This window comes from Derxia gummosa DSM 723, assembly GCF_000482785.1.
In the GTDB taxonomy this organism is placed as follows: domain Bacteria; phylum Pseudomonadota; class Gammaproteobacteria; order Burkholderiales; family Burkholderiaceae_E; genus Derxia; species Derxia gummosa.
The window spans coordinates 312521-331673 of the sequence record NZ_AXWS01000008.1 but is presented as its reverse complement, the minus strand read 5'-3'; the positions used below and the strand labels follow the sequence as shown (position 1 = coordinate 331673).

General features: G+C 66.2%; 23 protein-coding genes and 1 other RNA gene. 5 read left to right on the top strand and 19 right to left on the bottom strand.

Annotated elements, in window-relative coordinates; all coding sequences use genetic code 11:
• Window positions 1-172 precede the first annotated feature (172 nt).
• From cmk to gyrA, 8 genes are all read right to left on the bottom strand, one after another.
• On the bottom strand, window positions 173-871 hold the full coding sequence (gene cmk, locus H566_RS23695; protein ID WP_051378338.1) for a (d)CMP kinase: 699 nt from the start codon (window positions 869-871) through the stop codon (window positions 173-175).
• Entirely contained in the window at window positions 868-2202 is a 1335-nt protein-coding gene (aroA, locus tag H566_RS0107825; protein ID WP_034410976.1) for a 3-phosphoshikimate 1-carboxyvinyltransferase, read from the bottom strand. Before aroA ends, cmk begins: the two co-directional genes overlap by 4 nt.
• Before the next feature lie 13 nt (window positions 2203-2215).
• Window positions 2216-3085, bottom strand: a complete 870-nt coding sequence (locus H566_RS0107820) for a prephenate dehydrogenase (RefSeq protein ID WP_028311005.1) — start codon at window positions 3083-3085, stop codon at window positions 2216-2218.
• A 191-nt stretch (window positions 3086-3276) separates the two neighbouring features.
• Window positions 3277-4398: a histidinol-phosphate transaminase gene (gene hisC, locus H566_RS0107815; protein WP_028311004.1), complete on the bottom strand. Its 1122-nt coding sequence runs from the start codon at window positions 4396-4398 to the stop codon at window positions 3277-3279.
• 8 nt (window positions 4399-4406) lie between these two features.
• Window positions 4407-5516 (bottom strand): prephenate dehydratase, encoded by a 1110-nt coding sequence (gene pheA / locus H566_RS0107810; RefSeq protein ID WP_028311003.1) that lies wholly within the window; start codon window positions 5514-5516, stop codon window positions 4407-4409.
• Window positions 5517-5629: 113 nt separating this feature from the next.
• Window positions 5630-6730 (bottom strand): 3-phosphoserine/phosphohydroxythreonine transaminase, encoded by a 1101-nt coding sequence (gene serC, locus H566_RS0107805; RefSeq protein ID WP_028311002.1) that lies wholly within the window; start codon window positions 6728-6730, stop codon window positions 5630-5632.
• A gap of 18 nt (window positions 6731-6748) precedes the next feature.
• Window positions 6749-7420: a hypothetical protein gene (locus H566_RS0107800; RefSeq protein WP_028311001.1), complete on the bottom strand. Its 672-nt coding sequence runs from the start codon at window positions 7418-7420 to the stop codon at window positions 6749-6751.
• Window positions 7417-10017 carry a DNA gyrase subunit A gene (gene gyrA / locus H566_RS0107795; protein WP_028311000.1) on the bottom strand — a complete coding sequence of 867 codons (2601 nt, stop codon included), beginning with the start codon at window positions 10015-10017 and terminating at the stop codon, window positions 7417-7419. Before gyrA ends, H566_RS0107800 begins: the two co-directional genes overlap by 4 nt.
• 439 nt (window positions 10018-10456) lie before the next feature.
• Here gyrA and ompA point away from each other — a divergent pair, with 439 nt between their 5' ends.
• The 4 genes from ompA (at window position 10457) to ssrA (ending at window position 12958) form a co-directional block, all read left to right on the top strand.
• Complete coding sequence (gene ompA / locus H566_RS0107790) at window positions 10457-11116, top strand: outer membrane protein OmpA (RefSeq protein ID WP_028310999.1); 660 nt, start codon at window positions 10457-10459, stop codon at window positions 11114-11116.
• Between the two features lie 69 nt (window positions 11117-11185).
• On the top strand, window positions 11186-11884 hold the full coding sequence (gene ubiG, locus H566_RS0107785) for a bifunctional 2-polyprenyl-6-hydroxyphenol methylase/3-demethylubiquinol 3-O-methyltransferase UbiG (RefSeq protein ID WP_028310998.1): 699 nt from the start codon (window positions 11186-11188) through the stop codon (window positions 11882-11884).
• A complete protein-coding gene (gene gph / locus H566_RS0107780) occupies window positions 11869-12543 on the top strand; it encodes a phosphoglycolate phosphatase (RefSeq protein ID WP_028310997.1) in 675 nt (224 codons plus the stop codon). Before ubiG ends, gph begins: the two co-directional genes overlap by 16 nt.
• Before the next feature lie 52 nt (window positions 12544-12595).
• Window positions 12596-12958, top strand: a transfer-messenger RNA (tmRNA) gene (gene ssrA, locus H566_RS28140).
• A 274-nt stretch (window positions 12959-13232) separates the two neighbouring features.
• Here the strand turns inward: ssrA and H566_RS0107775 are convergent.
• The 7 genes from H566_RS0107775 to H566_RS29395 all read right to left on the bottom strand — a co-directional run bounded on the left by H566_RS0107775 (window position 13233) and on the right by H566_RS29395 (window position 16568).
• A complete protein-coding gene (locus H566_RS0107775; RefSeq protein ID WP_028310996.1) occupies window positions 13233-13976 on the bottom strand; it encodes a DNA/RNA non-specific endonuclease in 744 nt (247 codons plus the stop codon).
• 76 nt (window positions 13977-14052) lie between these two features.
• Window positions 14053-14340 (bottom strand): hypothetical protein, encoded by a 288-nt coding sequence (locus tag H566_RS28870; RefSeq protein WP_156924334.1) that lies wholly within the window; start codon window positions 14338-14340, stop codon window positions 14053-14055.
• A gap of 158 nt (window positions 14341-14498) precedes the next feature.
• Window positions 14499-14705: a hypothetical protein gene (locus tag H566_RS29405; RefSeq protein WP_028310995.1), complete on the bottom strand. Its 207-nt coding sequence runs from the start codon at window positions 14703-14705 to the stop codon at window positions 14499-14501.
• Window positions 14702-15466 (bottom strand): phage antirepressor KilAC domain-containing protein, encoded by a 765-nt coding sequence (locus H566_RS29400; protein WP_051378336.1) that lies wholly within the window; start codon window positions 15464-15466, stop codon window positions 14702-14704. Before H566_RS29400 ends, H566_RS29405 begins: the two co-directional genes overlap by 4 nt.
• On the bottom strand, window positions 15459-15824 hold the full coding sequence (locus H566_RS0107755; protein WP_156924333.1) for a hypothetical protein: 366 nt from the start codon (window positions 15822-15824) through the stop codon (window positions 15459-15461). Before H566_RS0107755 ends, H566_RS29400 begins: the two co-directional genes overlap by 8 nt.
• Before the next feature lie 85 nt (window positions 15825-15909).
• The gene (locus H566_RS0107750; protein WP_028310993.1) at window positions 15910-16398 is read right to left on the bottom strand and encodes a Rha family transcriptional regulator; all 489 of its coding nucleotides are present in this window, start codon (window positions 16396-16398) and stop codon (window positions 15910-15912) included.
• Window positions 16395-16568, bottom strand: coding sequence for a hypothetical protein (locus tag H566_RS29395; RefSeq protein WP_169732501.1), 174 nt, complete (start codon window positions 16566-16568; stop codon window positions 16395-16397). Before H566_RS29395 ends, H566_RS0107750 begins: the two co-directional genes overlap by 4 nt.
• Before the next feature lie 111 nt (window positions 16569-16679).
• Here H566_RS29395 and H566_RS30345 point away from each other — a divergent pair, with 111 nt between their 5' ends.
• Complete coding sequence (locus H566_RS30345) at window positions 16680-16994, top strand: Arc family DNA-binding protein (protein ID WP_028310992.1); 315 nt, start codon at window positions 16680-16682, stop codon at window positions 16992-16994.
• 183 nt (window positions 16995-17177) lie between these two features.
• On the opposite strand, the gene H566_RS0107735 is transcribed toward H566_RS30345, so the two are convergent.
• The 4 genes from H566_RS0107735 to H566_RS23675 all read right to left on the bottom strand — a co-directional run bounded on the left by H566_RS0107735 (window position 17178) and on the right by H566_RS23675 (window position 19153).
• Complete coding sequence (locus tag H566_RS0107735; RefSeq protein ID WP_028310991.1) at window positions 17178-17729, bottom strand: hypothetical protein; 552 nt, start codon at window positions 17727-17729, stop codon at window positions 17178-17180.
• Window positions 17729-18187: a lysozyme gene (locus H566_RS0107730; protein WP_028310990.1), complete on the bottom strand. Its 459-nt coding sequence runs from the start codon at window positions 18185-18187 to the stop codon at window positions 17729-17731. Before H566_RS0107730 ends, H566_RS0107735 begins: the two co-directional genes overlap by 1 nt.
• On the bottom strand, window positions 18184-18402 hold the full coding sequence (locus H566_RS23680) for a hypothetical protein (protein ID WP_034410973.1): 219 nt from the start codon (window positions 18400-18402) through the stop codon (window positions 18184-18186). The genes H566_RS0107730 and H566_RS23680 overlap by 4 nt, the downstream gene beginning before the upstream one ends.
• Window positions 18403-18481: 79 nt before the next feature.
• Window positions 18482-19153, bottom strand: coding sequence for a hypothetical protein (locus tag H566_RS23675; protein WP_034410972.1), 672 nt, complete (start codon window positions 19151-19153; stop codon window positions 18482-18484).

Below are 19153 nucleotides of genomic sequence, written 5' to 3'. Positions count from 1 at the left end.
CGGGGAAGGAACCGGCACCGGAAAAAGTTGGTTGGGAAATGGCCGGGCGCACCTGCGACCGACCGCCGATCCGTCGCGACTCTCGTCGCTTCGGGGTACTGCTTCGCTCCGACCGCGTTGCCATCGGGGCGCTTGCCGCGTCGGCCTAGGGCCGGCACGGCGAATCCTGCGTTCAGCCCGCCTGCGGTGCGTCGACCGTGCCGGCGCCGCATGCGGCCTGAATCTGCGTCCATCGCCCGAGGATCGCGCCGACGACATCCGCAACCGGCATGTCCGACGAATCGAGGTGAAGGGCATCTTCGGCCGGCCTGAGTGGTGCGTTGCGGCGCTGGGTGTCGCGCGCGTCGCGTTCCGCGAGGTCTTTCCGAAGGTCGTCGATATTAGCCGGAAAGCCCTTGTCAATCAATTGCTTATGCCTGCGCCACGCCCGCGACTCCACGCTGGCGGTGAGGAATACCTTGAGCGGCGCATCCGGGAACACGACCGTGCCCATGTCGCGCCCGTCGGCGACCAGTCCCGGCGCGGTGCGGAAGGCCCGCTGGCGCGCGAGCAGCGCGTCGCGCACGGCCGGAAACACGGCCACCTTCGACGCGAGATTGCCGACCGCTTCCTGGCGAATGAGGTCGGTCGCATCGACAGCGCCGAGCAGGATGCGATCGCCGACGAAGCGCGCCGGCAGCGACTCGGCCAGCGCCGCGAGCGCCGCCTCGTCGTCGTGCGCGACACCCGAGCGGATGGCCGACAGCGCGACGAGCCGGTACATCGCGCCCGAATCGAGCACATGGAAGCCAAGCGCCTCGCCCACGCGCACCGCGACCGTGCCCTTGCCCGACGCGGTCGGGCCGTCGATGGTGATGACAGGAACGTTCATGCCGATGCGGCGCCGAGGCGCGTGAAGACGTCGAAATAGCCCGGGAAGGTCTTGGCGACGCAATCCGGATCGAGGATGCGCAACGGCACGCCGCGCGCGCCCAGCGTGGCGAGCGAGAAGGCCATCGCCATGCGGTGGTCGTCGTAGGTATGGATTTCGGCAGTGCTCAGGGCGACGGGCGGCGTCACGCGGATCCAGTCGGCGCCCTCCTCCACCGTCGCGCCGAGCTTGCGGCATTCGGCGGCCACGGCGGCGATGCGGTCGGTTTCCTTTACACGCCACGAACCGATGTTGCGCAGCGTGGTCGGGCCGGCGGCCGACAGCGCGCACACGGCCAGCGTCATCGCGGCGTCGGGGATGTGGTTGCAGTCGAGATCGACGCCCGTCAGCCCGCCCTCGGGCGCGGCGGCCTCGATCCAGTCGTCGCCCCAGCTGATGCGCGCGCCCATCGCGGCGAGCGCGTCGGCGAAGCGCACATCGCCCTGGATGCTGTCGCGGCCCGCGCCGGTCACGCGCACCGGCCCGCCGCCGAGCGCGCCGGCCGCGAGGAAGTAGCTCGCGGTAGAGGCATCACCTTCGACGGAAATGCGCCCCGGCGAGCGATAGCCCTGGCCCGGCGCCACGGTGAAGCGCTGCCAGCCGTCCTGCGCCACCTCGACGCCGAAGCGCTTCATGAGGCTGATCGTGATGTGCACATAGGGCTTGCTGATCAGCTCGCCCTCGACCTCGATCACCAGCGGCTTGTCACGCGCCACCAGCGGCGCGGCCTGGAGCAGCCCGGTCAGGAACTGGCTCGACACATTGCCGCGCACGCTCACGCGGTCTGCGGTGAGCGGCGCCGGATGCAGCGCGAGCGGCGGATAGCCCGGCGTGCCGAGCCATTCCACCTTCGCGCCGAGCTGGGACAGGCCATCGACCAGATCGCCGATCGGCCGCTCGTGCATGCGCGCGATGCCGGCGAGCGACACCACGTCGCCCGCGCCGCCGGCGCTGCCGAGCACGGCCGCGATCGCCGGCACCAGCGTGCGGATGCTCAGGCCCGAATTGCCGACGAACAGATCGGCCCTGAGCGTCGGGAAGCGCCCGCCGCAGCCGGCCACGCGCAGCGACTCGCCCTCGGGCAGGAGCCCGACGCCGAGCGCTTCGAGCGCGCCACGCATCACGCGCGTGTCGTCGGAATCGAGCAGGTCATCGACGAGCGTCTCGCCCTCGGCCAGCGCCGCGAGCAGCAGCACGCGGTTGGAAATGCTCTTGCTGCCGGGCAGCGCATAGGTGCCCGCCACCGCCGGCTGCACGCCGAGGTCGATGTGGGCACGACGTTGGGTCGTCATTGCAGAACCTCTTTCAGAACCTCAGGGCGCCGCGGATTTCGCGCGCCCGCGCGAATTCGCGCTGGACGGCATCGGCGTCGCCGTCGTTGATGAGCCGGCGCAGCAGCGCGACCTCCTGCTCGAAGGCCGTCAGCTCGCGCAGCAGCGCCGGCTTGTTGGCCAGACAGATGTCGCGCCACATCTCGGGCGAGCTGGCCGCGATGCGCGTGAAGTCGCGGAAGCCGCCACCCGCATGCGCGAACTTCACGGCCGCGTCGTCCTCGCGCGCGATCGCCGCCACCAGCGCGAAGGCCAGCAGATGCGGCAGATGGCTGACCGAGGCGAACACGCGGTCGTGCTGCGCCGGGTCCATCGAACTCACCACCGCGCCGCAGGCCGTCCACATGTCGCGCACGCGCTCGAAGGCGTGGCCGGCGGTATCGGACAGCGGCGTGAGGATGCAGCGCTTGCCGTCGTAGAGCGTCGCCTCGGCCGCCTCGACGCCGGAGTTTTCCTTGCCCGCGATCGGATGGCCCGGCACGAACTGCGGGAACTTGCCGCCGAGCGCGCGCTGCGCCGCCTCGACCACGTTCTGCTTGGTGCTGCCGGCGTCGGTGACGATGGCGTGCAGCGTGAGGTGGGGCTGGATGGCGGCGAGCAGCGCCTCGGTCTGCTGCACGGGCGCGGCGAGCATCACGAGATCGGTGCCGCGCAACGCCTCTTCCTCGTCGCGCGCGATCTCGTCGATGACGCCGAGCTGCAGCGCGCGCTCCAGATTGGCGCGTGACGACGGCGAGTTGCGCCCGACGCCGACGATGCGGCGCGCGCCGTTGATGCGGTCGAGCGCGAGCGCGAAGCTGCCGCCGATGAGCCCGACACCGAATACCGCGACCCGTTCGAACATGCCGAAATCCGTTGGATGAAACCGCCCGGCACGTGCCCGGCGGCGACAAGAAAAGCGGCCGGGACATGCCCGGCCGCCGTCGAAAACCCGCGATTGTGACTGAGCGCCAGAACCGGCGCGCCATGACGGGGATACCGGCAAGCCCGCCTAGCCTTCGCCGGCAAAAGCAAAGGCCGATCCGGCGCCTGTCGTCAGCCCTCGAGCACCGCCTCCAGCGCCGCGATGAAGGCGGCGTTCTCCTCGGGCAGACCGATGCTCACGCGCAGCCATTCGGGCAGGTCGTAGTTGCCGACCGGCCGCACGATGATCCCGCGCTTGAGCAGCGCCAGATTCACGCGAGCGCCAGCGCCCGCATCCTCGCCCACCTTCACGAGGACGAAGTTGCCGTAGGACGGCACGTACCGCAGGCCGAGCTTCTCGAACGCGGCCGTGAGCTGGCCGTAGCCCGCGCGGTTCACCTCGTAGCTGCGTTGCAGGAAGTCGGCGTCGTCGATCACGGCGAGCGCCGCCGCTTGCGCGAGCGTGTTGACGTTGAACGGCTGGCGGATGCGGTTGAGCAGATCGGTCACTTCCGGCTGCGCGATCGCATAGCCCACGCGCAGGCCCGCGAGGCCGTAGGCCTTGCTGAAGGTGCGCGACACGATGAGATTGGGGAAGCGCCGCACCCAGTCGGTCGAGTCGAAGCGCAGCTCGGGCGCGAGGTATTCGTTGTAGGCCTCGTCGAGCACGACGACGACGTTCGACGGCACCTTCGCGAGGAAGACATCGATCTCGGCCGGCGGCAGGAAGGTGCCGGTCGGGTTGTTGGGGTTGGCCAGATAGACGATGCGCGTGTCGGCCTCGATCGCCGCGAGCATCGCCGGCAGGTCGTGGCCGAAGTCGGCCGTGGCCGGCACGACGATCGCGCGCCCGCCCGTCTCCTGCGTCGCGAGCGCATACACGACGAAGCTGTGCTTCGCGTACACCGCCGACGCGCCCGGCTGCATGAAGGCATGCGCCGCGAGGATGAGGATGTCGTTGCTGCCCGCGCCGAGCGTGATCCAGTCCATCGGCACGCCGAAGCGGCGCGCGAGGCCGGCCTTGAGGTCATGCGCATTACCGTCCGGATAGCGCGCCAGATCGGCCACGGCCTTCTGCATCGCGCGCTCGGCCGACGCCGGAAAGCCGAGCGGATTCTCGTTGCTCGCGAGCTTGACGATCTTGGCTTCGTCCAGCCCGAACTCACGCGCCACCTCGGCGATCGGGCGGCCGCCCACATAGGGCGCGATGGCCTTGATGTAGGCCGGGACAGGGACGTTCAGTTGATTGCTCATAGCGTGCATCAGGTAAGCGGATAGGAGCCGAGCACCTTGAAGAAGGCGCAGAGCTCGCGCAGTTCGGCCAGGGCCGCGGCGACCTTCGGATCGCGCTGATGGCCCTCGATGTCGATGTAGAAGTAGTAGGTCCAGACGCCGGTGCCGACGCGCGTGCGGTTGGGGCGCGATTCGAAGCGCGTCATCGAGACCTCGTTGCGCGCCAGCGGTTCCAGCAGCTTGTGGACGGCGCCCGGCACATTGGGCGTGCTGACGACGAGCGAGGTCTGGTCGCGGCCCGAGGGCGCGGTGTCGAGCGTGCCGATGACGGCGAAGCGCGTGCTGTTGTGCGGGTCGTCCTGGATGTTGCGCGCGACGATGTGGACGCCGAAATTGGTCGCCGCCGCCGCGCTCGCCACGCCGGCCACCGTCGCGTCATCGCGCGCCATGCGGGCCGCCTCGGCATTGCTCGCGACCGGCGTGCGCTCGATCTCGGGGTAATGCGTGCTGAGCCAGGTCGCGCACTGTGCAAGCGCTTGCGCGTGGGCGCAGATGCGGGTGACGCCGTCCATGTTCCCACTGCGCGTCATCAGGTTGTGATGCACCGGGATCTCGACTTCGCCCGAGATGCGCAGCGGCGTGTGGAGCAGCAGATCGAGCGTGCGGTTGACGACGCCCTCGGTGCTGTTTTCCACCGGCACGACGCCGAAGTCGGCCGTGCCGGCCTCTGTTGCGCGGAACACCTCGTCGATGCTCGCGCAGGGCTGGCCCTCGACGCTCTTGCCGAAGGCCGCGAAGGCCGCCGCCTCGCTGAAGGTGCCGACCGGCCCGAGAAAGGCCACGCGCGTCGTGTTCTCGAGCGCGCGACAGGCGCTCATGATTTCGCGGTAGATGAAGTGCAGGCTGTCGCCGCGCAGCGGGCCGGGATTGCCGGCCACGATCTTGCGCAGCACCTCGGCCTCGCGCTCGGGGCGGAAGGCCGGCGCGTGGTAGCGCTTCTTCACCTCGCCCACTTCCATCGCCACGCCGGCGCGCTCGTTGAGCAGCTGGATGATGGTCTGGTCGAGCGTGTCGATGCGGTCGCGCAGCGGCTTGAGCTCGGCATCGAGCGAGGGCGTCGGTTGGGCGTTGTCGGTCATGGGCCGTCGGGGGAAATGAGGCGGATCGGCGGGTGGCCGGCGAAGTGCCGGCCGTGCGGCGGGGCCGGCGATTGTGCGACGGCGGCGCCCTGCCTCGGGCGCCGCGCGGAACATCAGCCGTTGCGGGCCGCGAAGTCGCGCATGAAGGCGACCAGCGCCTGCACGCCTTCCATCGGCATCGCGTTGTAGATGCTGGCGCGCATGCCGCCGACCGCCTTGTGGCCCTTGAGCGCGACCAGGCCGGCGGCCTCGGTCTCGGCCAGGAACTTCGCGTTGAGCGACTCGTCCTTCAGGCGGAACGGCACGTTCATGCGCGAGCGCGAGCCCTTCTCGACCGGCGCGTAATAAAAGTCCTGCGAATCGAGATAGCCGTACAGCAGCTCGGCCTTGGCGATGTTCTTCCGCTCGATCGCCTCGACGCCGCCCTGGCGCTTGAGCCACTTGAACACAAGCCCGGCGAGGTAGATGCCGAAGGTCGGCGGCGTGTTGAGCAGCGAATGGTTATCGGCCATCAGCTTGTAGTCGAACATGCGCGGCGTGTCGGGGCGCGCCTTGCCGATCAGGTCGTCGCGCACGATCACGATGGTGATGCCCGCCGGGCCGATGTTCTTCTGCGCGCCGGCGTAGATCAGGCCGTAGCGCGACACGTCCACCGGCCGGCTCACGATGTGCGAGCTCATGTCGGCCACGAGCGTCACGTCGCCGAGCTGCTCGGGGATGAAGTTGTATTCGAGGCCCTGGATCGTTTCGTTGGAGCAGATGTGCAGGAAGTTCGCATCCTTGCGGCGCTTCCAGCTGCCCTCGTCGGGGATGTAGCTGTAGTTGCGGTCCTCGCTCGACGCGACGATGTTGACGCTGCCGCCCCAGAGCGGGAGCAGCTTGCGCGCCTCGGCCACGGCGCGGTTGGTCCATTCGCCGGTGAGGATGTAGTCGCCGTTCGGATTGCTGCCGCACAGGTTGAACAGGAACTGCGCCCATTGCATCGACGCGCCGCCCTGCAGGAACAGCACCTTGTAATTCGACGGGATCGCGAGCAGGTCGCGCAGATCCTGCTCGGCCTCGGCATTGCACGCCTCGAACTGCTTGCCCCGGTGCGACACCTCCATCACCGAGCAGCCCGTGCCCTGCCATTCGAGCATCTCGGCCTGGGCCTGCTGGAGCACTTCAAGGGGGAGCGTGGCCGGACCGGCCGCGAAGTTGAATGCGCGCGTCATGGCGCCCTGCCTTCCTGCTTAGTCGTTGAACCTGAAATCGAGTACCGCGCGGCTGAACTCGAAGCGCCCGAGCGGCGAGTCGAACACGTCATGCCGGTCGAGAAACACGTTGAGCTTGGCGAGCCACACCACTTCGGACGTGACCTGGGCCGTGAGCCCGCGGTACTTGCCCTCGCCCGCGCAATCGATGAGTACCGCGTCGCCCGGCAGCGATTCATGCAACTGCGTGGCCGGCACGCGCGAGCGCGCGGTGCAGGCTTGGTCGAGCACCATCCCGTCGCGCTCGCCGCTGAGCTTGAACTGGCGCCCCGGCACGAGCGGCAGCGCGAGGCCGCTCGCCGTGATGCCGAGCGTCTTGTCGTTCGGCCCCAGCCGCAGCAGGCCGCGCACGCTCAGGTACTCGGAATACTCCATGCGGCCATCCGGCAGCGTGGTCTCGGATTGCGCCGGGCTCGCGCCATCGGCCGACGCGGTGAGCGTCTCGACCGTGGTGCGCGGCCCGCGGAAGGGCCGGCGCTGTTCCAGCTTCCAGGTGAAGCCACGCACCGGCAGTCCGGCGCCGACAAGGCCGGTGGCGCGCACCGCCTCGACCACCTCGGGCGCGATGTCGTCGATCGTGACCGGCTCGGCCCGCGCGCCCGCGCACGCCACGAGCAGCGCCAGCGTCAGGGCACGGGCGGCGCGCCTCATGCCTCGGGCGCCTCGCCGCCGTCGGCCTCGCCATCCGCCGCATCGGCCGCGCCTTCGGCGTCGATGATGCGTTGCAGGCCCGAGAGCTTGGACCCGTCGTCCACGCTGATGAGCGTCACGCCTTGCGTGGCGCGACCCATCTCGCGCACCTCGGCCACGCGGGTGCGGATGAGCACGCCGCCGGTCGTGATGAGCATGATCTCGTCATCGGTGTGCACCAGCGTCGCCGCCACGACCTTGCCGTTCCGCTCGCTGGTCTGGATCGCGATCATCCCCTTCGTGCCGCGGCCGTGGCGCGTGTACTCGGTGATGGGCGTGCGCTTGCCGAAGCCGTTCTCGGTGGCGGTAAGAACGCTTTGAAGTTCATCTTCTGCCACGAGAAGCGCGATGACCGACTGGCCCTCCTCCAGGTTCATGCCACGCACGCCGCGCGCGTTGCGGCCCATCGGGCGCACGTCGTTCTCGTCGAAGCGCACGGCCTTGCCAGCGTCGGAGAACAGCATCACGTCATGCTTGCCGTCGGTGATCGCCGCGCCGATGAGGTAGTCGCCCTCGTCGAGATCGACCGCGATGATCCCGGCCTTGCGCGGGTTGCTGAAATCGGTGAGCGGCGTCTTCTTGACCGTGCCGCCGGCGGTCGCCATGAACACGTAATGGTCGGCGTCGTACTGCTTGATCGGCAGCACGACGTTGATCTTCTCGCCTTCCTGCAGCGGGAACATGTTGACAATCGGCTTGCCACGCGAATTGCGCGAACCCTGCGGCACCTCGTACACCTTGAGCCAGTACATGCGCCCACGGTTGCTGAAGCAGAGGATGGTGTCGTGCGTGTTGGCGATGAACAGCTGGTCGATCCAGTCGTCCTCCTTCATCGCCGTGGCCTGCTTGCCGCGCCCGCCGCGCTTCTGCGCGCGGTATTCCGACAGCGGCTGGCTCTTGATGTAGCCACCGTGCGAGAGCGTGACGACCATGTCGGTCGGCGTGATGAGATCCTCGTCGCTCAGGTCGGTCGCGTCGATCACGATCTCGCTGCGGCGCGCGTCGCCGAAGTCGGCCTTCAGCTTGGAGAGCTCATCCGAAATGATCTGCGTGATGCGCTCGGGCCTGGCGAGGATGTCGAGCAGGTCGGCGATCACGGCCATCACCTCGCGGTACTCGCCGATGATCTTGTCCTGCTCAAGGCCCGTCAGGCGTTGCAGTCGCATCTGGAGGATCTGCTCGGTCTGCTCCTCGCTCAGGCGATAGAGGCCCGTGCCTTGCAGGCCGAACTGCGCGTCGAGCCCTTCGGGCCGGTACAGCTCCGCGCCGCCCTCGGTGCGCGACAGCATCTCGCGCACCAGCGACGAATCCCAGTGGCGCGACATCAGCTCGGTCTTGGCGATCGGCGGCGTCGGGCTCGCCTTGATGATCGCGATGAACTCGTCGATGTTGGCCAGCGCCACCGCCAGACCTTCCAGCACATGGCCGCGCTTGCGCGCCTCGCGCAGCTCGAACACCGTGCGCCGCGTCACCACCTCGCGCCGATGGCCGAGGAAGGCCACGACCAGCTCGCGCAGGTTGCACAGCTTGGGCTGCCCGTCGACCAGCGCGACGAGGTTCATGCCGAAGCTGTCCTGCAGCTGCGTGTTCTTGTAGAGATTGTTGAGGACGATCTCCGACACTTCGCCGCGCTTGAGTTCGATCACCACGCGCATGCCCGACTTGTCGGACTCGTCGCGGATCTCGGAGATGCCCTCGATCTTCTTCTCGTTGACCAGCTCGGCCATGCGTTCGAGCAGGCTCTTCTTGTTCACCTGGTAGGGGATCTCGTCGACGATGATCGCCTGCCGGCCATTGCCGCGCTCGATGTCCTCGAAGTGCGCGCGGGCGCGCATCACCACGCGCCCCTTGCCGGTGCGATAGCCCTCGCGCACCCCGTTCAAACCAAAGATGATCCCCGCCGTCGGGAAGTCCGGCGCCTTGATGATCTCGATGAGCTCATCGACCGAGCACTCCGGATTACGCAGCGCATGCAGGCAGGCATCGACGGTATCGCTCAGGTTGTGCGGCGGCACGTTCGTCGCCATGCCGACCGCGATGCCACCCGAACCGTTGATGAGCAGGTTGGGCAGGCGCGCCGGCAGCGCGACCGGCTCCTTTTCCTTGCCGTCGTAGTTGTCCTGCCAGTCGATGGTTTCCTTCTCGATGTCGGCCAGCATCTCGGCCGAGATCTTGTCGAGACGGCACTCCGTGTAGCGCATGGCCGCCGCGTTGTCGCCGTCGATCGAACCGAAGTTGCCCTGGCCATCGACGAGCGTGTAGCGCAGCGAGAAGTCCTGCGCCATGCGCACCAGCGCGTCATAGATCGACTGGTCGCCGTGCGGGTGGTACTTGCCGAGCACCTCGCCAACCACGCGACCGCACTTCACGTAAGGGCGGTTGTAATGGTTGTTCATGTCATGCATCGCGTAGAGGATGCGGCGGTGCACCGGCTTGAGACCGTCACGCACATCCGGAAGCGCGCGCCCCACGATCACGCTCATCGCGTAATCGAGGTAGCTGCGTCGCATTTCTTCTTCTAGCGATACAGGCAAGGTTTCTTTGGCGAATTGGTCCATGCCGTCGAGGTAATTTGCCGGGCGAGTGCCGCGCCGAGAAAACGTCCATGCGTCAATTCACTTGCGTTTCGGTTAACGCGTGACAGGAAGAATTCGCGCCGCAATACGGCCCGTTAAGCCGTTGAAAGATCGGCGATTTTACCACGCGAGCCCCCGGCTTCACCGACCACGGCAGTCATAATCCGAAGACGCTATCGGGGTCGCCACTGAGTCCGAGATCAGTCTTGTTGTTGAAGCGCTACAGCAGCTTTTGGTTACTTGGCACGCTCCGAAGCCGTCAAAAGCCGTATGGCAGAATCAAAAGAGTCTTACAGGGACACCCTCGTAAAGCGCAATGCCACAAAACGACATTGCAACGCTTGCACAATGTCAGGCAGTTTCAATACCCGGAATCAGCGCCCGAGGGGCATTCCGCAACGGATAACTTGAGAGGAACAACATGAAGAAGTCGTTGAAGCTGGCGGCAGTCATCTCCACCGTTGCCGCGCTTTCGGCGTGCGGTACCGTTGGCAAGCCTGAATCCGGCTACGCCAAGAGCGCCACCGGCGACGTCGTCAAGAGTGGTGCCGGCCTGTGCTGGCGCACCGCTGCCTGGTCGAAGGATCAGGCCACCGCGGATTGCGATCCGGACCTCGTGCCTAAGGCGGCCGCAGCCGCGCCTGCCCCGGCGCCTGTCGCGCCCCCGGCCCCCGCGCCCGCCGCGAAGCCGGCCGTCGTCGCGCCCGCCGCACCGACTAACGAGAAGGTCACTTACGCCGCCGACGCCTTCTTCGACTTTGACAAGGCCGTCCTCAAGCCCGAAGGCAAGGCCAAGCTTGATGACCTCGTCAGCAAGCTGAAGGGTGTCAACCTCGAAGTCATCATCGCCGTTGGCCATACCGACTCGGTCGGCACCGATGCCTACAACCAGAAGCTGTCGGTCCGTCGCGCAGATGCCGTCAAGGCCTATCTGATCGGCAAGGGTGTCGAAACCAACCGCATCTACACCGAAGGCAAGGGCAAGAAGCAGCCGATCGCCGACAACAAGACGGAAGAAGGCCGCGCCAAAAACCGTCGCGTTGAAATCGAAGTCGTCGGCACCCGTCCGGCGCAAAAGTAATCGCTTTTCTTTCGCGATTCGGAAAGGCCCTGTTCGCAGGGCCTTTTTTTCTTTGTACCGTCAAATCACATGAGCAACGTCGACCCGGCCGAATTGCAGAAATTCAGTGAACTCGCCCATCGCTGGTGGGATCCGAATAGCGAGTTCAGACCCCTTCACGAGATCAATCCGATTCGCCTGGATTGGATCAATTCGCTTTGCGGTGGGCTGGCAGGCAAGCGCGTCGTCGATGTGGGTTGCGGCGGTGGCATCCTGACCGAATCGGTCGCCCGCTCCGGCGCGACGACCGTCGGCATCGATCTGGCGCGCAAGCCGCTCAAGGTTGCCAAGCTACACAGCCTCGAATCGGGCGTGGCCGTCGATTACCGCGAGATCTCAGCCGAAGACCTGGCCGCCGCGGAGCCCGAGTCCTTCGATGTCGTGACCTGCATGGAAATGCTCGAACACGTGCCCTCGCCGGCGTCGGTCATCGCAGCGTGTGCTCGTCTGGTGAAGCCGGGCGGCAAGGTCTTCTTCTCCACGCTCAATCGCAATCCCAGAAGTTATCTGTTTGCGATCATCGGTGCCGAGTATCTGCTACGCCTGCTGCCGGCCGGCACGCACGAATACCAGCGCTTCATCAAGCCGTCCGAACTCTCAGGCTATGCGCGTCAGGCAGGGCTGGAAGTCGATGCCATGATCGGTCTCCACTACAACCCGCTGACGCGCGTCTATTCACTCGGACCGTCGCTTTCCGTGAATTACCTCGTCGCATGCAGCCGCCCGTGAAATTCCGCTTTCGCGCAGTGCTCTTTGATCTGGACGGCACGCTTGTTGATTCGGCGCCCGATCTGGCCGGAGCCGCGAATTTTTTGCGGACTGAGCGGGCGATGCCGCCGCTGCCGCTCGAGTCGCTGCGCCCTTGGGCATCGCATGGCGCGCGCGGCCTGATCGGCGCGGCCCTCGGCATCAAGCCCGAGGATGATGACTATGCTGAATTGCAGCAGGCATTTCTCGACCACTATTCGCGCACGCTGGCGGATCAGTCGCGCGTGTTCGATGGAATTGAGGAAACACTGGCAAGGCTCGAAGCGGCCGGCGTCGCCTGGGGCGTGGTGACCAATAAGGCCATGCGCTTTGCGGCGCCGCTCATGCAAGCGATGGGCCTGGCCACGCGGGCGGGCGTACTGGTGGCGGGCGACACACTCGCGGTTGCCAAGCCCCATCCCGGGCCATTGCTGCATGCGGCGGCGCAACTCGGGGCGGCGACGGCGGACTGCGCTTACGTGGGCGACGACGAGCGCGACGTCATTGCCGGACGCGCGGCCGGAATGGTCACGGTGGCTGCGGCCTACGGTTATTGCTCGGGACACAATCCGGACGACTGGCAGCCGGATCTCGTTGTTTCGGCTCCAAGCCAATTGATTACCGCATTAACCCGGATCTGACATGGACACGAAGGCTGAAACGCCACGGCCGTGATAGTCTTCGTTTCCCGCTGGGGGCGACCTGGTTTCGACGGGGGTTGCGAAGCAGCGCAGGGCATACCGAGCACCAGTTCGCTCGTAAATCCACTGGAAATGAAGTAACTGCGAACGACGAACGTTTCGCCCTCGCCGCTTAATTGCCGGTGAGCCTCACAGCAGTTCGCCTTCGGGCTGTGCCGGGTAACCGGTGGTGGGGTCATATTACGAAGGCTAAGGTCGGATCATGTTGCGGGGTCCGGTTCGAAAACTTAGTGACTCGCCAGAACGGATCGTGCCACTTCGAGACGGGCTGGTTAAATCAAATAAGCTGGCTAAGTATGTAGAGCTGTCTGTAGAGGACTTTCGGACGCGGGTTCGATTCCCGCCGCCTCCACCAATATTCGCAATGCTGTACAGCCTCATACGGCCGCCCAACTAGGGCGGCCGTTTTTCTTTGTCGTATGGGGTTGTATGGAATTGGCTCCGAAATCGCACGTAAATCACACGTGAAATCGCACGCGGAGAGAATCGTTCTCAATTGATTTCGAGGCCGGTGACACACCCTTCCGGCCCCGTCATTGCCCCCACGATTCACGACTGGAATTGTCCAGCCGGCCTTCTGCCAATTCGCGCAAGGTGCTGCCACGCAAGTAGGCGAAGGCCTCTGACTTTCAGTCGCTCACGACCTGGCCGGACAGCAGGTCGAGGCCGGTTCGGCTCACGAACTCGCTGTAGCTGATCGGCTTGCCGGCCTTGGCTTCATCGGTGTTCGCGATCCAGTGCACCCAGGCGCGCCGCGTGCTGGCGTCGTAGACGACCTTGAACAGGTAGCTCGGCACCCAGACGCGATCGGGGCCGATCGTCTCGGCCCGGCCCTCGAACACCGGCCCGCTGAACACGAACACCGGGCCCGCCGCGCGCTTCACGTACTGGCGTGTCGCCTTTTCGATGGCGGCCCAGGCGCGCCGGTTGTTCTGCGGTGCCTGCGGGACCATGTTCGCGAGGCTGAACGACTGCGCCATCGCCTGAGCCGTCGGCATGTCGGCCGCCGGCGCCATGTGGCCGCGATCGAAGCCGCTGCCTTGGTAGTCGTCGAGCTGGGCGCGATCGGCGCTCGGCAGCCGCGCCTCCGGATAGAAGCGGTTCGTGCGCTCCTCGTCCGCTGCGTCGGCCAGCTGCTCACGCGTCAGGCGCTCAACCGAGAAGATCGGCGTCTTCGACTGGCCGGAATGCAGGACGGCGAACGCGTCGAAGCAGAGCTCGCGCGGCGCGCGGGCAGAAGCGTTCGGGATCTGCGGCGCGCGGCCGGAGGGGAAGAACTGCGGGCAGTCGGCGAAGCCGGCGGCGTGAGTGGTGAAGGCGGAGAGAGTGAGGACGGCGGCACCGAACAGGCGCGCGGTGAGGTGGGATTGCATCGAGGCGACCGGCTGTTGCGTGGGCGCGGATTATCAATGCTTAGAATCTGCCAAGCGCGTGGACCGAAGCTAGATGCTATAGCCGAACCAGAAAAGTCTTGACAGTCGGTGCATTTTGCTGTATAAGATCGGCCGGGCTAATTATTTCAGCCCGATATACCGTCGCTATTAATTTCTGACGGACCATAGAAACCATTGAACTAAGAGGTAAAAAAATGGCTAATGCGCCCATTAAAATTGTAAATAGAAACAAATTATCCAGCGTAGCAACATCTTCGCAGCCTGCCACTCCCCCCACTTGCACCAGTTCGCAAAGAAATGGCCGATGGTTCGCTCTTGCTCGAAATGCCAGCAGTTGGATCATCGGATACGCGCGGCAGCGGGTAATTCACGAGTTGGTGAGACAAGCGTTGTCCGCGCTCTTCGGCATTGACTTGGATCCCGTGTTAGAGCGCGTTCAGGCCTTCATCTCGAATTTGATCGACAAGTAAACGGACAGAGCCCGCACGTAGCGGGCCCTCATCAACGCATCGGAGGCAGACCGATCGACGATCGGAATCGCTGCATCGCCTCGTCGTCAGCCTTCGATTCCTCAATCGACCGGTGCTGCTCGCACACGCCATCGGGCTGCATGACGCCCAAGCCGTTCAGGCATTCGGACGCTTCAGTCTCGAAGGCTTGGCAATTCGAGCACCGCCGCCCAACCTTCCAGAGATCGAGAGCACTCATGCCGCCGCCGGCTGGGCGAAATGCTTCGCGAGCGCGGCCAAGCCCTTCGGCATCACGTGGCAGTACGCCTTGAAACGCTGCTCCCCGGTGTTGGGGTCCGGGAAGGACACCTCCTTGTACTTGAGGTAGCCGTTCCGGATGTGCGACTCGTACGGCACCCACGATCCGTTCTGCCGGTAGATCCAGCGGTTCGCGTGCATCCACGTCGTGAGCGTGTCGCGCTTGACGTCGATTTCCTTCGACACCTCGGTGATGGTCTTGGCGCCGTCGCCGGCAGCAATCAGGTCGAGCGCGGCGGCCTTGGGAGCCGCGAGCGACAGCTCGGCTTCCACCCTCACCTTCTCGGCCTCGACCCGCGCCTTCTCTTCGGCGAGGTCGGCAGCAAGCCTCAGTGCTTCGGGCAAGCTCTGCGGAATCTGAGGCGCCGGCGCCGCGCCGTAGCGCCCCGTCTTGCGGATGGCCGGCAGCACCTCGTCGAACACCCACTGCTCGAACTTCTCGGCGGCCGGCAGCTTGCTGCGCACGACCAGCCGCATCACGTCGCCCTCGGTCAGAACGCGGACCTCCTGCTGACGGCCCAGGCTATCGACGATGGGGTAACGAATCGGTACCCCACGGCAGTGGTCGTTCATCGCCTTGTTGGCGTTCGTGTAGCCGAGCACGTCGCACACGTCCTTGCCGACGAACAGCGGCTCGCCGCCCTCCCCGACCACCGTGCGCACCTGCGCAGCCTGGAACTGGAAGATTTGCAGGTCACGCATGGGCCACCCCCGCCTGAGCGGTCGTCGCCATGCGTGGCCGGCGCTCCTCGGCCTTCTCCTCCGCGTTCCAGCGCGCGCGCTGGCGGTCGTCGATGAAGTTGCAGCCCATGTCCTCGGCCAGGCTGTTCACGCCGTTCTCGTTGTCGTCCGCGATGCTCTGGATCGTGAGCAGCGTGTGGGCGATCGACGAGTTGCTGGGGTAGCGGGTCGTCGATTCCATCGCGCACAGCAGCACTTCAACGAGCGACGAGATACGCGAGAAGCCGTCTTGCGCCATCGCGTCCATGTCCTCGATCACCGCGTGCAGGCGCGCGATGTCCATCTTCTTGCGGCTGGGTGGCTGGGTGCTAGCATCCATGTGGTGCCTCTTTCTTTACGGGTTTGGGGTCACTGCTTCACAGACGCCTCAGCTGTTCCTGCAGCCGGGGCGTTTTCTTTTGCGCTCATGAGTCGAGCCACAGTCGCGGGTGCAACTGCGAGTTCAGGCGCTCGATCTCGGTCTTCAGGCCGGGCAACTCCCGGCGGCGCTGCAACATCAGGTGCGAGCCGAACGACGCACGGACGGCGGACTGCGCCTCACGCGCCAGCGCCTCTTGCATCTGGTTCCACAGGTTCTGCTCGCGCCGGTGCAGCGCGTTGCGCAGCTCGAAGAACTCCTGGATCAGCAGAACCTTGAAGTCGAGCACCTCAGGCGTGTTGCGCATGAGGGTGATGAGCAGGGCCGCCTGCTGCTCGTTGAGCATCGCGAACTCGGTCGCGCTGCCTTGCCGGTTAAGTCGCGTTTGAAACGCGACTTGTCCGAACACATCGAACCGAGCCTCGTGTCGCCGCAGTAGCTCCAGCACGTTCTTGTGCTGGACCTTGAATCCGCGTGCGATGACCTCCGTCGAGGCGCGCGGCTCGCCGTCGCGATCTATGCGGACAAGGCTCATTGCTTGGCCGCCTTGAGGCCCACGGCCTGTTTCAGCAGATCGTTGATTGCCCAGTTGAGGCTGCGGTCCTGCTCGGCGGCGTACTGCTGGACGGCCTCGCGCACGCCAGGCAGGAAGCGAAGTTGGTAATGCCGCGTCGGCGGCTGGGTGGGTTCGGGTTGCTGGCTCACGGTTTCCTCTGCGTGGTCACTATCGGAACGGCAGAAGAATCGTAGTAGTGAATTCATATCATCGCAAGTGGCGATCATCGCAAATTGCTTTGCGGTCGATAACATGCGTGCATGAGCACCGATCAGAAACCGCCGAGCCGTACCGCCGAACAGTTCGTCGTCCGCTTCCCCGACGGCATGCGCGACCGCATTGCCGAGGCCGCGAAGGCCAACAACCGTTCGATGAACGCGGAGATCGTGGCGCGGCTGGAGGCCAGCTTCAAGGAGGTGGAAGTGCCTGCCGTAGCGGCGCCGGAACTGGAAGCTGTCGCCAGACGAATGCAGCTGTCGCTGTTTGGGCCGGATCGCCAGCTCTTGAGCCCCTGCCAAAGGAAGCTCAGCAAGCGCCGCAGGATCATGCTCGCGAAGCACAATGTGCTGGCTTAGCGCGCCACGCCCTTGACCTTCTCGGCCGTGCGCAGCCTCAGCATCCCGATGAGGCAGGAACTACCGACCGACCACGATGGCGCACTACACTTTCACCCGTGCCCCGTGGTTGGTTGAGCTGCTTCAAGACGTCGCTCGCGTCGTCCGTGGGTGGCAATGTTCCCAGCGGGGCACACCCTTGACCTACCCGCTGGCGCGTGCCGCGTCCGCGAGCGCCGCGTCCTTCGCGCGGCTGCTTGCCGAGCTGCCGAAGTAGAAGTTCAGCACTAGGCACAACGCGGCATCGAGGGTGCCCAGCAGCCTGGCGATGATCTCCCGCATGTCTGCCGGCACCGTGTGCCCGAGCAGCCAGCCCTGCACGCACAACCAGCCCAGCACGACGGCGCCGGCCAGCAACCGGGGCGTGATGTCGCGCGTCTCGGTCTGCATCGCCCGCGCGCTCGCGCGATCCTGCGCGGCCGTGGCGAGCGCGGCGGTATCGGCCGCAAGCTGCTGCTGTGCCGCCTGCACAGCAAGGGCCTGAAGCCGCTCGATGTGCGTTGTCTCGATCTCGCGCAGCCGGGCCGCCGCCGCCGGGTCGGCGAGCGCGGCCGCGGCCGCCTGAGCATCGCCGGCCGGCGTGCCGAGCGCGGACGACACCAGCGCACCGACAGCCCCGCCGGCCGGCCCGCCGAGCAGCGAGCTAAGCAGCGGCGCGGCCTTGCCGACATCGGCTGCAATCTCTTGCCAGTCCATCACGCGCCCTCCAGCAGCCGCGCCTCGGCGCCGCGCCGCTTCACCAGCCCGGCGAGCGGCTTCCCGTTCGCGTTCACCCAGCGGTTGATCTCGGTCACGGCGCCGCGCCAGTCGCCCGCGTCGACGCGTTGGCGCAGCGTGCTCTTGCCGTAAGCGCCGGCGCCCAGGTTGTAGACGAAGTCCGCGATGGCCACGAGCCGCGGCCCTCTCAGCCCCGGCGACAGCGCGAGCGCATCCGCCATCGCCGCGCGCGCGTCGCGCTCCAGCATGGCATCGGCGCGCGCGGGCGCGATCGGCGGGTCTGCCAGATCCACGCGCCGCCCGTCTTCGTAGCGCGTCGAGCCGTAGCCGATAGTGGGCACGCCGGCCGGGCACAGGTAGGGACGCAAGCTCAGGCCCTCGAACTGCTTGATGAGCGCGCAGAGCTGGGCGAGCGTGTCGTCGGTCGGGGCAATCACGGCTTCACCCCGGCACTGGAACGCACGCCACGCCAGATCTCGACGATCTTCGATGCGATCAGCACGATCAGGTAGATGAGGGTGACCCACTGCACAATGTCGGGTAGCGGGATCCCCATCAGGTTGGCAGCGCCCACAGCAACCGGAGGCGCGGCGGGCAGCGCGCGGGCGGCAATGTCTGCGGCGGTGGAGGCGTGTTCTGCTGACTGGTTCATGGGCTTCCTGTGGACGAAAAAAAGCCCGCCGGAGAGCGGGCCAGGGTTACCGCAAGCGCGGGAGGGAAACAGCAACGTGTCAGCAGATGATCGAGACCGAGACGCGCGCGGCGACGATCGTCGCGTCCGCGTTGTTGTCGGAGATCTGCACCCGGACCGCGTGCGCCGACTTGAGCGACGGGGTGCCGGCCGAGATGTGCAGCCCGCCGGTCATCGTTGCCGACGGGCCGCTTTGCGACGGATCGAGTTGGGCCGCAGTCACATGCAGGCCGTAGCCGGCCGACGGCATATCGGCATCGAACGTGAGCGTGTAGTCGTTGCGCGCGTTGCGCGTGACGCTGGCGACATTGCCGCCACCGATGAGCGTGATTGCGCCATCGGATGCCTCGACGAACTCGCACCACGCTCGCACTGCGTAGATCGGCGCGGCGCCCGGGTACACATCACGCCGCACGAATGCGGTCGAGTCGAGGCCGTCGAGCAACTCACTGTCGGCGGCCTTGGCCGTCTTGGCCAAGAACAGTGCCTGCATCGCCGCGAGCAACTGCGCGTCGTTGGTTTTCGACGGCGTGACGGCACCGGCGGTGAGCACCGCGAGCAGCTCGGCCTGGAGCATGTTCAGGAAATTGGCGACGAGCACCGTGGGCGGGAGATTGACGCCCGCATCGCCGTCGGTGAACCAGCCGGCGGTACCGGCGCTGCCGCGCGCGGGCCGGGCGGCGACGGCGGTGGCGTGGTCGTATTGGTACAT